Here is a 15,062-nt window from a genome sequence, read left to right on the forward strand (position 1 = left end):
CGTGCGGGGCACCCGGTGCGCGCCGGGTAACCGACATCTGGGACATTTTTCTATGCGCACCAAGACCTTCGCCGCGGCCGCTCTGCTCGCCGCCGCCTCCCTGACCCTGACCGCCTGCGGCAGCGGCGGTGGCGACAGCGAGAAGCCCGTTTCCGTGGTGTCGGAGGAGGCCGGGACCGACAAGGCCGCCACCGTCCTCGACAAGCCGTTCGAGAAGCCGGACCTGGTCCTCACCGACACGCAGGGCAAGAAGTACGACCTCCGCAAGGAGACCGCGGGCAAGCCCACCCTGATCTACTTCGGCTACACCCACTGCCCCGACGTCTGCCCGCTGACGATGAACAACATCGCCGTCGCCAAGAAGCAGCTGCCCAAGGCCGAGCAGGACGAGCTGCGCGTGGTGTTCGTGACCACCGATCCCAAGCGCGACACCTCGGCCGAGCTCGGCAAGTGGCTCAAGGGCATCGACTCCACCTTCGTCGGTCTCACCGGCGACTTCGCGACCATCCAGGCCGGCGCCCGCACCCTCGGCATCTCCATCGAGCCGACGCGGAAGGACAAGAACGGCAAGCTCGTCTCCGAGCACGGCACCCAGGTCATCGCGTTCTCCCCGAAGACCGACGGCGGCTATGTGCTCTACGGCGAGGACGCCACCGTCGACGACTACACCAAGGACCTCCCCAAGATCGTCAAGGGGGAGAACCCGTGAGGCGGCGAATCGGCCCGGCGGCCCTCGCCATAGCCGGGGCACTGGCCCTGGCCGGCTGCGGCGGCTCGGACTCGGGCGGTGACAGCGGCTCCGGCAAGGCGGAACTCTCCGTCGGCTCCGCGTACATGCCGCAGCCGGTGTCCGACGACATGGCGGCCGGCTTCCTCACCGTCACCAACAAGGGCGGTGCCGACGACGAGCTGACCTCGGTCACCAGCGGCATCGCCGGGCAGGTCACCGTGCACGAGACCGTCGACGGGGCGATGCGGGAGGTCAAGAGCCTCAAGATCCCCGCGGGCGGCCGGCTGGAGCTGAGGAGCGGCGGCGACCACCTGATGTTCGAGCAGCTGAAGAGCAAGCCGAAGGAAGGCCAGACGGTCTCCGTCGAGCTGCACTTCGCCCACTCCGCCCCCGTGAAGGTCGAGATGCCGGTGAAGCCGGCGACCTACACGCCCACGACCGGACACTGAGGGAGGGACCCTGTGACGCAGACCATCGCCCCCCGCGTCCGGACACTGGTACTGCTGCTCCTGGCCGCGGCCTGCGCACTTCTCGCCGGAGCCGGCCCGGCCTCCGCGCACGCCGCGGTGACCGGCAGCGACCCCGGACAGGGGGCGGTGGTCGACAAGGCACCGGCCCGGATCTCGCTCACCTTCTCCGAGCAGGTCGCGCTGTCCGACGACTCGCTGCGCGTGCTCGACCCCGAAGGCAAGCGCGTCGACACGGGCAAGCCGGCCAACGTCAGCGGCACGACGTATGCCGTCCCGCTGCACTCGGGGCTGCCCGACGGCACGTACACGGTGGCCTACCAGGTCGTCTCGGCGGACAGCCATCCCGTCGCCGGTGCCTACACCTTCTCCATCGGAGCCCCCTCCAAGACGTCCGTGTCGGTCTCCGGGCAGTCGGCGGACGACGGGGTCGTGGGCTGGCTGTACGGCTTCGGGCGGTACGTGTCGTACGGCGGGTTCATCGTGATGGCCGGCGGCGCCGCCTTCGTGCTCGCCTGCTGGCGGCGCGGTTCCGGGGTGCGGCCGGTTCAGCGGTTCGTCGTCTCCGGATGGGTCGCGCTCACGGCGGCGACCCTCGCCCTGTTGCTTCTGCGCGGCTCCTTCACGGGCTCCGGGAAGGTCTCCGACATCTTCGACCTGTCCCTGCTCGGGCAGGTGCTGCAGACCAAGAGCGGGGCGGCCCTGGTGTCCCGGCTGCTGCTGCTCGCGGCGGCGGCGCTCTTCATCGCCGTGCTGTTCGGGGCGTACGACAAGCGGGAGGACGCGCAGGAGAAGCGGGACCTGACCTTCGGGCTCTCGATCGGCGGCATCGTGGTGGCGGCCGGTCTGGCGGCGAGCTGGGCGATGTCCGAACACGCCTCGGTCGGTCTCCAGGCGGGTATCGCCATGCCGGTCGACGTGCTCCATCTGCTGGCCGTCGCCGCCTGGCTCGGCGGACTGGGCGCGCTCCTGGTCGCCCTGTACCGCGCGCCCGCCGACACGCCCGTCGACACCGCCGCCGTGCACCGCTTCTCCCGGCTCGCCTTCGGCAGCGTCCTCGCCCTGATCGCGACCGGCACGTACCAGTCCTGGCGCCAGCTCGGCTCCTGGTCGGCCTTCACCGACACCCGCTACGGCCAGCTCCTCCTGGCCAAGATCGCCCTCGTGGTCGTCCTGGTCGGGGTCGCGTGGATCTCGCGCCGGTGGACGGGACGGCTGGCGGAGACGGCGCCGGTGGAGGCAGCGGCGGTACGGGAGAAGGAGCGGGTCGGAGCGGGGGCGGACGGCGCCGCGGCCGGCGACGACGTCGACGCCTCTGACCAGAGGGAGGGCGACAGCGGTCTCGACACCGCCACCGGCACCGGCACCGGTGAGCAGCCCGGCTCCGAGCCCGCCGACGCCGAACGCGCCGCGCAGCTCGCCCGGCAGCAGGCCGCCCGGGATGCCGCGCGGCGGAAGCGGATGCGAGACGCGGACCCGAACCGCTTCGGGCTGCGGCGCTCCGTGCTGGCCGAGGCCGGCATCGCGGTGGTGCTGCTCGCCGTCACCACCGTCCTGACGCAGACCGAGCCGGGACGCACCGAGCAGGAGGCCAAGGCGGCCACCTCGTCCTCCGCTTCCTCCACCGCCGACACGGGCGCGTCCGGGGCGCTGACCCTGAACATGCCGTTCGACACCGGCGGCGAGGACGGCAAGGGCATCGTCACCGTCGACGTCGACCCCGCGCGCGTGGGCGACAACGAGATGCACGTCTATGTGGAGCGGCCCAACGGCCGGGCCTTCGACATCCCCGAGGTGAAGGTCGAGTTCACCCTCGAAGCCAAGGACATCGGGCCCCTGCCCGTCGTCCCCGACCACATCGCTACCGGACACTGGTCGGCGAACGGAGTGCAGATCCCCATGGCCGGCGACTGGAAGGTCGACGTGACCGTGCGGACCTCCGACATCGACGAGGTGACCGTCTCCAAGAACGCTCAGATCGGCTGAACGACCATGCCTGACCAGTCCCTTCCGAAGGCCCGCACCCCTGAGGCCACCACCACCGGGGAACGCGAAGCGGCCGCCGCCCACGAGGGCATCTCCCGGCGGCGGCTGCTCGGTACCGCCGGTGCCACCGGGCTCGTCCTCGGCACGGCGGGTGCCGCTGTGGGCTATGCCGCCGCCCCTTCCGAAGCCGCCGCTCCGCTGACCTCGCTCGGCACGGGCCGGGCGATGTTTCACGGGAAACATCAGCCCGGCATCACCGACGGCCTCCAGGCCCGCGGCCACCTCGTGGCCTTCGACCTGGCGGCAGGCGCCGGCCGCAAGGAAGCCGCCGCTCTGCTGCGCCGCTGGTCGGAGACGGCCCGGCGGCTGATGGCGGGCGAGCCGAGCCCCCACGACGACACCGACGTGGCCCGTGACGCCGGCCCCTCGTCGTTGACGATCACCTTCGGCTTCGGCCACAGCTTCTTCGCCCGGACGGGCCTGGAGAAGCAGCGCCCGACCGCCCTCGACCCGCTGCCCGAGTTCTCCTCCGACCAGCTCGACAAGAACCGCAGCAACGGCGACCTGTGGGTGCAGATCGGCGCCCATGACGCCCTGGTCGCCTTCCACGCCCTGCGCGCCGTCCAGAAGGACGCGGGCCGGGCGGCCAAGGTGCGCTGGCAGATGAACGGCTTCAACCGCTCACCCGGCGCCACCTCCCACCCCATGACGGCCCGCAACCTCATGGGCCAGATCGACGGCACCCGCAATCCGAAGCCGAGCGAAGCGGACTTCGACCAGCGCATCTTCGTCCCCGAGAAGGGCGAACCGGCCTGGATGGCGAACGGTTCCTACGCCGTCGTACGCCGGATCCGGATGCTCCTCGACGACTGGGAGCAGCTCTCCGTCAAGGCGCAGGAGGACGTGATCGGGCGCCGCAAGTCCGACGGGGCGGCGCTGTCCGGGGGCACCGAGACGACCGCGATGGACCTGGAGAAGACGGACGCCAAGGGCAATCTGGTCGTCCCGATCAACGCTCACGCCCGCATCACACGGCCCGACCAGAACGGTGGCGCGGCGATGCTCCGCCGCCCGTTCTCCTTCCACGACGGCATCGACGGCGACGGGGTGCCGGACGCGGGTCTGCTCTTCATCTGCTGGCAGGCCGATCCGCTGCGTGGGTTCGTGCCGGTGCAGCGCAAGCTCGACCGCGGCGACGCCCTGTCGCAGTTCATCCGGCACGAGTCGAGCGGGCTGTTCGCCGTGCCGGGCGGGGCCGCGGAGGGCGAGTACGTGGGGCAGAAGCTGCTGGAGGGGTGAGAGTTCACCCCAGTTCGGGCTTGTGAGGGATAGCCCTTCCGCGGGCCCATTAGGGTGAGGTCATGCCAGCGAGCTATGCGTATCTCGGCCCCGAGGGCACCTTCACCGAAGTCGCCCTGCGTACGCTTCCCGAGGCCGCCACCCGGGAGCTCATCCCGTACGTGTCCGTCCAGTCCGCGCTCGACGCGGTACGCGCCGGCGAGGCCGAGGCCGCGTTCGTGCCGATCGAGAACTCCGTCGAGGGCGGTATCACCACCACCCTCGACGAGCTGGTCGCCGGCGCTCCGCTGATGATCTACCGCGAGGTCCTGCTGTCGATCACCTTCGCGCTGCTGGTCCGCCCGGGCACGAGGCTGTCGGACATCAAGACCGTCTCCGCCCATCCGGCCGCACAGCCGCAGGTGCGCAACTGGCTGAAGAAGCATCTCCCGGACGCGCACTGGGAGTCGGCCGCCTCGAACGCGGATGCCGCCCGGCTCGTCCAGGAGGGCCAGTACGACGCCGCCTTCGCCGGTGAGTTCGCTGCCGCCCGCTACGGCCTGGAGGCGCTGGAGACCGGGATCCACGACGCGGAGAACGCCCAGACGCGGTTCGTGCTGGTCGGCCGGCCCGCCCGGCCCGCCGCCCCGACCGGCGCGGACAAGACCTCGATCGTGCTGTGGCAGCGCGACGACCACCCCGGCGGCCTGCGCGACCTGCTCGGCGAGTTCGCCACCCGCGGCATCAACCTGATGCTGCTCCAGTCCCGGCCCACCGGCGCGGGCATCGGCAACTACTGCTTCTGCATCGACGCCGAGGGCCACATCTCCGACCGCCGGGTGGCCGACGCCCTGATGGGTCTGAAGCGGATCTGCCTCCAGGTGCGCTACCTCGGTTCCTACCCGCGCGCGGACATGCAGCCGGGGGATGTGCAGCCACCGCGTCTGGGCACCTCCGACGACGAGTTCGTCGCGGCGGCGGACTGGGTCGCGCGGTGCCAGGACGGCCGCTTCTAGGGCGGTCGTACCTGCCGATTGTCGTTATCCACAGAAGTTATCCACAGGGCGCTTCTCGACCTGGGGACAAGTCGACAACGAAGCATGACCCAGTCGACAAATCGCCCTACAGGCCCCTGATGGGTCCATCCGCACGCAGGTCACCCTTCGTCCACCGTTTTCCTTTGTGTAACTCTTCGGGGTGACTGCTTTCCACTCGAAAGTGAGGATAGAGCGGGTTTACATCTGGAATTCCGAGGGAGTAACGGGTCTTCCGGAGTGATCAATTCCGAAGTCCACAGATCTTCCACACAGCCTGTGGATAACCTTTGGGGGCGTGTGGATCCCTGTGGACAACCGCAGCCCAAGTCCCGCTTCCCGCAAGGGATTCATGTCAATGCCGCGCCCTGGGGATGCCTCGCACCGGGGATGGAGGGCCCCCGCATTGACACTGCACGTAATTCGCTCATAACGGTACGTATGCCACCCCGTCCATAGTGAGTCGTGGGCGGCCACCCCGCACCGGTAGCCTTGGGCGCGTGATTGACCTTCGCCTGCTCCGTGAGGACCCCGACCGTGTGCGCGCGTCGCAGCGCGCCCGTGGAGAGGACGTCGCGCTCGTCGACGCCCTCCTGTCTGCCGACGAGCGGCGCAGGTCGTCCGGCGTCCGCTTCGACGAGCTGCGCGCCGAGCAGAAGGCGCTCGGCAAGCTCATCCCCAAGGCGGCCGGCGACGAGAAGGCCGAGCTGCTGAAGAAGGCGGGCCAGCTCGCCGCCGACGTCAAGGCGGCCGACGCGGACCGCGACGCCGCCGCGACCGAGACCCAGGAACTGCTCCAGAGGCTCGGCAACCTCGTCCACCCGGACGTGCCCGTGGGCGGCGAGGAGGACTTCGTCACGCTCGAGACGCACGGCACGATCCGCGACTTCGCCGCCGAGGGCTTCGAGCCCAAGGACCACCTGGCGCTCGGCCAGATCCTCGGCGCGATCGACGTCGAGCGGGGGGCCAAGGTCTCCGGCTCGCGCTTCTACTTCCTGACGGGCGTGGGCGCGCTCCTGGAGCTCGCCCTGGTGAACGCGGCGATGGCGCAGGCCACCGCGGCCGGCTTCACCCCGATGCTGACCCCGGCGCTGGTACGCCCCCAGTCCATGGCCGGCACGGGCTTCCTCGGCCAGGCCGCGCAGGACGTCTACCACCTCGCCGACGACGACCTCTACCTGGTCGGCACGTCCGAGGTGGCGCTCGCGGCGTACCACATGGACGAGATCCTCGACGCCGACCGCCTCCCCCTGCGCTACGCGGGCTTCTCGCCCTGCTTCCGGCGCGAGGCCGGCTCGCACGGCAAGGACACCCGGGGCATCTTCCGCGTGCACCAGTTCGACAAGGTCGAGATGTTCTCCTACGTCGCTCCCGAGGACTCGCAGGCCGAGCACCAGCGCCTGCTGGACTGGGAGAAGCAGTGGCTGACCTCGCTGGAGCTGCCGTACCGCGTGATCGACGTGGCGAGCGCCGACCTGGGTGCCTCGGCCTCCCGCAAGTTCGACTGCGAGGCGTGGATCCCGACCCAGGGCAAGTACCGCGAGCTGACCTCGACCTCGGACTGCACCGAGTTCCAGTCCCGCCGCCTGTCGATCCGCGTCCGTGACGGCAAGCAGGTCCGCCCGCTGGCCACCCTCAACGGCACGCTGTGCGCCGTCCCGCGCACGATCGTGGCGATCCTGGAGAACCACCAGCAGGCCGACGGTTCGGTGCGCGTGCCCGAGGTGCTGCGTCCGTACCTCGGCGGCCGGGAGGTCCTGGAGCCGGTGGCGAAGTGAGCGAGACGGCTTCCCCGGGCGGCTTCCCGTACCGGCTCGTCGCCACCGACCTCGACGGGACGCTGCTGCGCTCCGACGACACGGTGTCGCAGCGCACCCGTGACGCGCTCGCCGCGGCCACCGCGGCGGGCGCCGCGCACATCGTCGTCACCGGCCGCGCGGTCCCCTGGACCCGGCACATCCTCGACGACCTCGGCTACCAGGGCCTGGCCGTCTGCGGCCAGGGCGCGCAGGTCTACGACGTCGGCGCGCACCGCCTGCTGACATCGGTGACGCTGGACCGGCAGCTGGCCGGGGTGGCGCTGGCCAAGATCGAGGCGGAGGTCGGCCCGCTGTACCTGGCGGCGAGCCGTGACGGCCTGGACGGCGAGGTGCTGGTGGGTCCGGGCTACGCGGTCCAGGGCACCCTGCCCGCCACGCCCTTCACGGACGCGTCGGACCTGTGGACCGCGCCTCTGAACAAGCTGTACATCCAGCACCCGACGCTGACCGACGACGAGCTCTGCGAGGCGGCCACGCGGACCGCCGGCGGTTTCGTCACCGTCACGATGGCGGGCGAGGGCATCGTCGAACTCCTCCCCCTGGGGCTGTCCAAGGCGACGGGGCTGTCCCTGGCGGCCCGCCGGCTCGGGTTGAAGGCGGCCGACACGATCGCCTTCGGCGACATGCCCAACGACATCCCGATGTTCGCCTGGGCCTCCTACGGCGTCGCCATGGCGGACGCCCACGAGGAGTTGAAGGCGGTGGCCGACGAGGTGACGTCCTCCCACGACGAGGACGGCATCGCGGTGGTGCTGGAGCGGTTGCTGGGCTGAACCCCGGGCCCGGTGCTCAGGGCTCGACGGTGCTGGGCGGAGGATGCACGGATCGAACGTGCGCGGGCCCTTCCGGACCCGACCACGGTGTAGCAAACCGGTGCCTTACCACTCGGCCAATCCTCCGGGTGGGCGGCCCACGCGATGTGCGATTCGCGTGCTCGAAGCGGCCGCCCCGGGCAGCTCCCCGTGTGGTGCGGGTTCCACGGAGGAGTGGTGACTACTCCGGATCCCGCCGCGGGCTGCCCTGAAGGGAGCTGAACGTACTGCCGTGCATGGACATCGTCCCGCTCCTCTCCCAGAACGTGGCGCCGGGCTCCTCGCCCGGCCGTGACGACAACCACTCTGCCCGCCGGGTGAATGGGACGCCACTGATTAAACCGGCGGTCTGACCGGCGGCGGTCCGGTCACTTCCTGCGCCACTTGCGCCGCCGGGCCTTGCTGAAGAACCAGCCCGCGGGCGGCTCGTCGGAACGCCAGGGCTGCGGCTCCGGTTCCTCGCGCCGCCACTTCGCGGCGAGCATCCGGGCACGGGCGGACGGCTCGGAGGTCCCGGCGGAGCGTATGAAGTCCTCGTCCAGTACGACACCGTCGAGGTCGTCCCGGGCCTCGCCCCCGGCGTCGTCGTACTGAGCCCTCTCGCCCGCCATACCCGTCCTCCAGCCGTCCAACTCCCGTTGCGATTCCCCTACATCCCGTTCGCCCAGTGTGACCTGGCGAAGGTGAAGCCCCCGTCAAGGCCGGGGTGCGTCACTCCTCGCCGGCGAGCGTCAGGGAGCGCAGCTTCTGTCCGGCGAACCAGGTGGCCAGCACCGTGACCGCCACCAGCAGCACCGTCGCCGTGGTCAGACCCACGTCGGAGGAGACCAGGTCCCCGCCGGACACCTTCTGGGCGACGGCCAGCGACCACTGCTGGACGCTCAGGGTGCGGGCGCCCGGCACCAGGGAGCCGAACAGGGCCTCCCAGACCAGCGCGTAGACGAGCCCGAACACCACCGCGTGCCGGGAGACCGTGCCGAGCAGCAGGAACAGGGCCGCGTACGCGATGGAGGCGACCAGGGCGGCCACCGTGTAGGCGACGGCGACCTGCTGGCCGTTGCCGTTCAGGATGAAGCCGGCGATGAGCGTCGGCACCGCGGAGAACACCATGGTCACCGCGATGGCCACGATCAGCTTGGTGAAGATGATCGTCGGCCGCTTGATCGGCTTGGACAGCAGGTACACCACCGAGCCGTCGTCGATCTCCGGTCCGATCGCGCCCGTTCCGGCGATGACGCCGATGATCGGGACCATCGTCGCGAGGGCGAGTCCGCCCAGCAGGTCGGACGCCGTCTGGTCGTCCGCCCCTGCCAGCGCGCGCACCACCACGGCGATCACGATCAGCAGCATGGGCAGGGCGCCGAGGATGAGGGCCCGGCGCCTGCCGAGCAGGGCCCGGTACGTGAGCCGGGCGACTGTGGGGTCGTACATCAGGGCCTCCTACGCCGCGACGAGGTACGAGAAGACGGACTCGAGGGACTCGTCGGACGGCGAGACCGTGAGCAGCCGGATGCCGTGGTCCCTGGCCACCCGCGGCAGCAGGGCCGTGAAGCGGCCGAAGTCGACGGCCTGGACGCGCAGCGCGCCCTCGGCGAGGTCGACCTCGATGCCGGCCGTCGACGGGTCGGCGATCAGCGCGGCCGCGAGGGCGCGGTCGTCGCTGGAACGCACCAGGTAGCGGTGCGGCCGGTCGGTCATCAGGCGGCGGATCTTGCGGAAGTCACCGCTGGCGGCGTGCCGGCCGGCGACGACGACCTCGATGTGCCAGGCGAGTTGCTCGACCTCTTCGAGGATGTGGGACGAGAACAGCACCGTGCGGCCCTCGTCGCCCATGCGGCGCAGCAGGTCCATCAGCTGCATGCGCTGGCGTGGGTCCATGCCGTTGAACGGCTCGTCCAGCAGGAGCAGGGAGGGATCGTGGACCAGGGCGGAGGCCATCTTCACGCGCTGGCGCATGCCCTTGGAGTACGTCTGGATCTTGCGGTCCTGCGCGTACTCCATCTCGACCGTGGCGAGCGCCTTCTGGGCCGCCTTGGCGCCCAGACCGTGCAGTTCGGCGTTGGCCAGGACGAACTCCTTCCCGGTGAGGAAGTCGTACATGGCCTCACGCTCGGGCACGACGCCGATCTGCTTGTAGATCTGCTCGTTGCGCCACACGGCCTGGCCGTCGAGGGTGACCGTGCCGGTGGAGGGGGCCAGGAAGCCGCCCATCATGTTGATGAGGGTGGACTTGCCGGCGCCGTTCGGGCCGAGCAGGCCCGTGACGCCGGGGCCGATGGTCATGGTGATGTCGTTGACGGCGACCACGTTGCCGAACCAGCGGGAGACGTGGTCGATGGAGAGCGTGGTCACAGTCCCACCTTCTTGTAGCGGCGCATCAGGAGGGCGTAGCTCGCCGCGATCAGGCCCAGGGCGACGACCACGTAGACGACGCCCTCGGCGTTGCTCGGGCCCACCCCGCTGGGAGAGGCGGACGTCGCGCCCAGGAACGCGGACTGCACACCGTCGACGATCGTGATCGGCGAGAACAGCCCGATCCACGGCACGGCGTCGCCGCTGCCCTGGGCGTCGGCGATGGCCTGGAGGGTGGAGACCGCGCCGTAGGTGATGGTCAGCACTGCGATCACGGCCGCGATGCCGAAGCCGCGGCGCGGGGTGAAGGACGCGATGACCAGGCCGATGCCGGCGAAGAGCAGTGAGAGCAGTGCCACGGACACGAGTCCCTGTGCGAATCCCTTGGTCTGGTCGGCGAAGTCGAGCTTGGCCAGCAGGGCGCCGATGTAGAGCACGAGCAGGGGAGCGGCCGTGAGGACGAACAGCGCCGAGGCCAGCGCCGCGAACTTGGCGCGGACGTAGTCGGCGGTCTCGATGGGCCGCGAGAAGTACAGCGGAACGGTCTTGAAGCGCAGGTCCCGCGAGACGGACTGGGGGGCCTGCGAGGCGACGTACAGGCTGATGACCGCCTGCATGACGATCGCGTAGCGCGTGTAGTCCAGGGGCAGGGCGTTGGCCTTGGTGGCGACCGCGACGGCGACCATGATGGCAGCGGGCACGCACATCACCACGAACAGCAGCATCGGCAGCACCTTGGACTTCACCGAGCGGCCGAGGCCGTAGGAGCCGCGCAGGGACTGCGAGTACAGGGAGCGGCGGGCGTAGGCGCGGCCGAGGCGGGGGCCGTCGTAGCTGCGGTAGCCGATGTTGTGGATGCGGGTCTGGTCACCCGGTGCCGGGGCCGGTGTCCCCGTGGAGTGCTCAACCGCCATGGCCGACCGCCTCCTTCCGCTGCTCGTGCCGGTCATCGGTCGTGAAGACCTCGGAGATGTGGTGCCTGCGCTGCTCCATGCGCACCAGGCCGAGTCCGAGGTCGGCGATCACGTCCCGGACCAGGTCGTACGTCTCCTCGCCCTGCGCGGTGAGCAGCAGGACGTGGCCGGCGCCCGGCAGGCCGCTGCCGTCCTCGACGCTCACCCCGCGTGCGTGCAGCGCCTCGCGCACCGCACGGGTACCGTCCGGGTGCTCGTCGGTGTCGGTGACCTCGATCGCGAGGGTCGTGGTGGTCTGCGTGAAGTCCGTGGTGGAGCTGGAGCGCAGGAGCTTGCCGCCGTCGACGACCACGACGTGGTCACAGGTGCGCTCCAGCTCGCCCAGCAGGTGGGAGGTGACCAGGACCGAGATGCCGAAGTCGGTGTGGATGCGGCGGATCAGGCCGAGCATCTCGTCGCGGCCGACCGGGTCGAGGCCGTTGGTCGGCTCGTCCAGGAAGACCAGCTGCGGGTCGTGGACGAGGGCCTGCGCGAGCTTGACGCGCTGCTTCATGCCGGTCGAGTAGCCGCCGATGGGGCGGTAGCGCTCCTCGTACAGGCCGACGTGGCGCAGGGTGTCGGCCGTGCGCTCACGCGCGGCGGTGGGCGGCAGGCCGGACATGCGCGCCATGTGGACGACGAACTCGGTGGCGGAGACGTCCGGCGGCAGGCAGTCGTGCTCGGGCATGTAGCCGACGCGCTCACGGATGTCGGCGCCTTGGGTGGCGACGTCGAGGCCGAGCACTTCGGCGCGGCCCTCGGTGGCGGGGGACAGACCCAGCAGGATCTTGATCAGTGTGGACTTGCCGGCTCCGTTGGCTCCGACGAGTCCGGTCACACCGGGTCCGACGTCCACGGAGAGCCGGTCAAGCGCGGTCACCCGGGGGAACCGCTTGCTCAGGCTTTCGGTCGCGATCACAGTCACCCCTCGAAGGTAGGGGCCGTGCGGGTGGCGGTCGTCACTCCGCAGAGCTGTCTTCGGGTCAGCCCTGAGTATTACGGGCCCCTAGGGGAGCTGGTTCTCGAGAGTTACCACGGTCGGGAAGCCTCTATTGACGAACTCTCTAACAACTGCCAGATTCGCCGGATGACGTTGCTGACGGGTGCGCGGGAGCGCAGGGTGCGGACCGGCGAAGTCGAGCTGTGCGTGGCCGAGCTGGGTGATCCGGGACGGCCGACGGTCGTCCTGGTGCACGGCTACCCCGACAGCAAAGAGGTGTGGTCCGAGGTCGCCGAGCGGCTCGCCGGGCGCTTCCACGTGGTGGCGTACGACGTCCGCGGCCACGGCCGCTCGACGGCGCCGCGGCCCCTGCGGGGCGGGTTCACGCTGGAGAAGCTGACGGACGACTTCCTGGCCGTGGCGGACGCGGTGAGTCCGGACGAGCCGGTGCACCTGGTCGGGCACGACTGGGGTTCGGTGCAGGCCTGGGAGTTCACCACCGTCCGGCGCACCGAGGGCCGCATCGCCTCCTTCACGTCGATGTCCGGGCCGTCGCTGGACCACTTCGGCCACTGGATCGACCGGCGCGTGAAGCGGCCCACCCCGCGGCGGGTCGGCCAGCTCCTCGGGCAGGGTGCCCGGTCCTGGTACGTGTACCTGCTGCACACGCCCGTGCTTCCCGAGCTGGCCTGGCGAGGGCCGCTCGGCAAGCGCTGGCCCCGGATCCTGGAGCGCGTCGAGAAGGTGCCCGGGGGCGACTACCCCACCGCGTCCCTGCCGTCGGACGCGGCCCACGGGGCCTGGCTGTACCGGGACAACGTCCGGCCGCGGATGCGCAACCCGCGTGCGGACGCCCATGCCCACGCACCCGTGCAGATCATCACGCCCCTGGAGGACCGGTTCCTCTCGGAGCGGCTCCACGACGAACTGGATCAATGGGTTCCGCAGCTGACCCGCCGGACCGTCCAGGCGGGGCACTGGATCCCGCGCACCCGCCCGGACCAGCTGGCCTCCTGGATCGACGAGTTCGTGACGTCCGTCGAGAGCGGGCGGCCCCCGGCGGTGGCGAGCGGCGAGCACGCCGAGCGCTTCGGCGGGCAGCTCGTGCTGGTCACCGGTGCGGGCAGCGGCATCGGGCGGGCCACGGCGCTCGCGTTCGCCAAGGCCGGGGCGCGCGTGGTGGCCGTCGACCGGAACGCGGAGGCCGCGGTCCGCACCGCCGAGTCCTCGCGCCTGCTCGGCGCCCCGGACGCCTGGGCGGAGACGGTCGACGTCTCCGACGAGCAGGCCATGGAGAAGCTCGCCGAGAAGGTCACCGCCGAGTACGGGGTGGTGGACGTCCTCGTGAACAACGCCGGGATCGGACTGTCCGGTTCCTTCTTCGACACCACGCCGGAGGACTGGAAGAAGGTCCTCGACGTCAACCTGTGGGGTGTCATCCACGGCTGCCGGCTCTTCGGCCGCCGGATGGCCGAGCGCGGGCAGGGCGGTCACATCGTCAACGTGGCGTCGGCCGCGGCCTACCAGCCCTCCCGGGCGCTGCCCGCCTACAGCACCTCCAAGGCGGCCGTGCTGATGCTCAGCGAGTGCCTGCGGGCGGAGCTCGCCGGGCAGAGGATCGGTGTGACGGCGGTCTGCCCCGGCTTCGTCAACACGGCCATCACATCGACGGCGCACTTCGCCGGGGTCGACGCCCGGGAGGAGCAGAGGCTGCAGAGGCGCACCGCCCGGCTGTACGGGCTGCGCAACTACCCGCCGGAGAAGGTCGCCCGCGCCATCCTGCGCGCGGTGACGCGCAACGAGGCGGTGGTGCCGGTGACGCCCGAGGCGCGGGGTGCGCGGTGGCTCTCGCGGTGGGCGCCGGGGGCACTGCGGAGGATCGCGCGGGTGAAGCCTCCGGTATGAGGCCGAGGACCCCAAATCCCGTGCAGTGTCAGTTAGTTGTCCACAGAACTGGCGATTCTGCTGTGGATAACCACACTTGGTTGTGGATCAAACCTGCGAAGCGAAACTCGATCGCGTGATTCACGTCTCTGCCGCACCCTGAGGGGATGGACGAGAGACGCACCGTGAAGGTGTCGAAGTACCTGTCGAAGCATCTACGCCACCAACCGGAACGCATCGGGCTGACCCTCGACGAGGCCGGCTGGGTGGAGATCGACACGTTGATCGCCGCGGCCGCCGCACACGGCTTCCGGTTCACCCGCGACGAACTGGACCATGTCGTCGCCACCAACGACAAGCGGCGTTTCGCCGTCGAGGGAGCCCGGATCCGGGCGAGTCAGGGCCACAGCGTGGAGGTCGACCTGGGACTGGCACCGGCCACCCCGCCCGCGTATCTCTACCACGGCACCGTCGCCCGCACCCTGGACGCGATCCGGGCCGAGGGGCTCCGCCCGATGACCCGCCATGCCGTGCACCTCTCGCCCGACCGGGAGACGGCGACCCGCGTCGGCGCCCGCCGGGGGCGGCCGGTCGTGCTGGCGGTGGACGCGGGCGCCATGCACCGGGACGGCCATGTCTTCCAGGTCAGTGCGAACGGGGTGTGGCTGACGCAGTCCGTGCCGGCTCGCTATCTGCGCTTCCCCAAGTCGGGCTGACCTTCGCGTCAGCCGATCACTCCCGGCGCTGTGTCCACCCGGACGCGCACGGTGACTGTTTCACGTGAAACACGGGTGTCCGACAAGGCT

Annotated in this window: 14 protein-coding genes and 1 tRNA gene; 9 read left to right on the plus strand and 6 right to left on the minus strand. The window is 70.6% G+C overall.

Going from position 1 to position 15,062, the window contains the following annotated elements; genetic code table 11:
• Positions 1–52: 52 nt before the first annotated feature.
• From ACFY9E_RS13085 to ACFY9E_RS13115, 7 genes are all read left to right on the plus strand, one after another.
• On the plus strand, positions 53–709 hold the full coding sequence (locus ACFY9E_RS13085) for an SCO family protein (RefSeq protein WP_390982399.1): 657 nt from the start codon (positions 53–55) through the stop codon (positions 707–709).
• Positions 706–1,179 carry a copper chaperone PCu(A)C gene (locus ACFY9E_RS13090; protein ID WP_390982402.1) on the plus strand — a complete coding sequence of 158 codons (474 nt, stop codon included), beginning with the start codon at positions 706–708 and terminating at the stop codon, positions 1,177–1,179. Before ACFY9E_RS13085 ends, ACFY9E_RS13090 begins: the two co-directional genes overlap by 4 nt.
• Positions 1,180–1,191: 12 nt before the next feature.
• Positions 1,192–3,183, plus strand: coding sequence for a copper resistance protein CopC (locus ACFY9E_RS13095; protein ID WP_390982405.1), 1,992 nt, complete (start codon positions 1,192–1,194; stop codon positions 3,181–3,183).
• A gap of 6 nt (positions 3,184–3,189) precedes the next feature.
• Positions 3,190–4,482: an iron uptake transporter deferrochelatase/peroxidase subunit gene (gene efeB, locus ACFY9E_RS13100; protein WP_390982407.1), complete on the plus strand. Its 1,293-nt coding sequence runs from the start codon at positions 3,190–3,192 to the stop codon at positions 4,480–4,482.
• A 62-nt stretch (positions 4,483–4,544) separates the two neighbouring features.
• Positions 4,545–5,477 carry a prephenate dehydratase gene (gene pheA / locus ACFY9E_RS13105; RefSeq protein ID WP_390982409.1) on the plus strand — a complete coding sequence of 311 codons (933 nt, stop codon included), beginning with the start codon at positions 4,545–4,547 and terminating at the stop codon, positions 5,475–5,477.
• Between the two features lie 518 nt (positions 5,478–5,995).
• Entirely contained in the window at positions 5,996–7,273 is a 1,278-nt protein-coding gene (gene serS, locus ACFY9E_RS13110; RefSeq protein WP_390982411.1) for a serine--tRNA ligase, read from the plus strand.
• Positions 7,270–8,088: a Cof-type HAD-IIB family hydrolase gene (locus tag ACFY9E_RS13115; RefSeq protein WP_390982413.1), complete on the plus strand. Its 819-nt coding sequence runs from the start codon at positions 7,270–7,272 to the stop codon at positions 8,086–8,088. Before serS ends, ACFY9E_RS13115 begins: the two co-directional genes overlap by 4 nt.
• Before the next feature lie 37 nt (positions 8,089–8,125).
• Here the strand turns inward: ACFY9E_RS13115 and ACFY9E_RS13120 are convergent.
• The 6 genes from ACFY9E_RS13120 to ACFY9E_RS13145 form a co-directional block, all read right to left on the minus strand.
• Positions 8,126–8,214 (minus strand) — tRNA-Ser (locus tag ACFY9E_RS13120).
• A gap of 281 nt (positions 8,215–8,495) precedes the next feature.
• Complete coding sequence (locus ACFY9E_RS13125) at positions 8,496–8,738, minus strand: hypothetical protein (RefSeq protein WP_390982416.1); 243 nt, start codon at positions 8,736–8,738, stop codon at positions 8,496–8,498.
• A 100-nt stretch (positions 8,739–8,838) separates the two neighbouring features.
• Positions 8,839–9,558, minus strand: coding sequence for an ABC transporter permease subunit (locus tag ACFY9E_RS13130; protein ID WP_390982419.1), 720 nt, complete (start codon positions 9,556–9,558; stop codon positions 8,839–8,841).
• A gap of 9 nt (positions 9,559–9,567) precedes the next feature.
• Positions 9,568–10,479 (minus strand): ATP-binding cassette domain-containing protein, encoded by a 912-nt coding sequence (locus tag ACFY9E_RS13135; protein WP_390982422.1) that lies wholly within the window; start codon positions 10,477–10,479, stop codon positions 9,568–9,570.
• Positions 10,476–11,393, minus strand: a complete 918-nt coding sequence (locus ACFY9E_RS13140) for an ABC transporter permease (RefSeq protein WP_390982425.1) — start codon at positions 11,391–11,393, stop codon at positions 10,476–10,478. The genes ACFY9E_RS13135 and ACFY9E_RS13140 overlap by 4 nt, the downstream gene beginning before the upstream one ends.
• On the minus strand, positions 11,383–12,351 hold the full coding sequence (locus tag ACFY9E_RS13145; protein WP_390983670.1) for an ATP-binding cassette domain-containing protein: 969 nt from the start codon (positions 12,349–12,351) through the stop codon (positions 11,383–11,385). Before ACFY9E_RS13145 ends, ACFY9E_RS13140 begins: the two co-directional genes overlap by 11 nt.
• Positions 12,352–12,519: 168 nt before the next feature.
• Between ACFY9E_RS13145 and ACFY9E_RS13150 the strand changes: the two genes are divergently transcribed.
• Together ACFY9E_RS13150 and ACFY9E_RS13155 are read left to right on the plus strand one after the other, a co-directional pair.
• Positions 12,520–14,277, plus strand: a complete 1,758-nt coding sequence (locus ACFY9E_RS13150) for an SDR family oxidoreductase (RefSeq protein WP_390982428.1) — start codon at positions 12,520–12,522, stop codon at positions 14,275–14,277.
• A gap of 146 nt (positions 14,278–14,423) precedes the next feature.
• Entirely contained in the window at positions 14,424–14,972 is a 549-nt protein-coding gene (locus ACFY9E_RS13155; RefSeq protein ID WP_390982430.1) for an RNA 2'-phosphotransferase, read from the plus strand.
• Positions 14,973–15,062: the final 90 nt, after the last annotated feature.

This window comes from Streptomyces sp. NPDC012466 (genome assembly GCF_042955215.1).
GTDB lineage: Bacteria > Actinomycetota > Actinomycetes > Streptomycetales > Streptomycetaceae > Streptomyces.

What these genes read in the sequence shown, in the direction of transcription:
- ACFY9E_RS13085 (WP_390982399.1), top strand. Translation starts at nt 53, where the DNA reads ATGCGCACCAAGACCTTCGCCGCGGCCGCTCTGCTCGCCGCCGCCTCC.
- efeB (WP_390982407.1), top strand. Translation starts at nt 3,190, where the DNA reads ATGCCTGACCAGTCCCTTCCGAAGGCCCGCACCCCTGAGGCCACCACC.
- pheA (WP_390982409.1), top strand. Translation starts at nt 4,545, where the DNA reads ATGCCAGCGAGCTATGCGTATCTCGGCCCCGAGGGCACCTTCACCGAA.
- ACFY9E_RS13125 (WP_390982416.1), bottom strand. Translation starts at nt 8,738, where the DNA reads ATGGCGGGCGAGAGGGCTCAGTACGACGACGCCGGGGGCGAGGCCCGG.
- ACFY9E_RS13130 (WP_390982419.1), bottom strand. Translation starts at nt 9,558, where the DNA reads ATGTACGACCCCACAGTCGCCCGGCTCACGTACCGGGCCCTGCTCGGC.
- ACFY9E_RS13140 (WP_390982425.1), bottom strand. Translation starts at nt 11,393, where the DNA reads ATGGCGGTTGAGCACTCCACGGGGACACCGGCCCCGGCACCGGGTGAC.
- ACFY9E_RS13150 (WP_390982428.1), top strand. Translation starts at nt 12,520, where the DNA reads ATGACGTTGCTGACGGGTGCGCGGGAGCGCAGGGTGCGGACCGGCGAA.
- ACFY9E_RS13155 (WP_390982430.1), top strand. Translation starts at nt 14,424, where the DNA reads ATGGACGAGAGACGCACCGTGAAGGTGTCGAAGTACCTGTCGAAGCAT.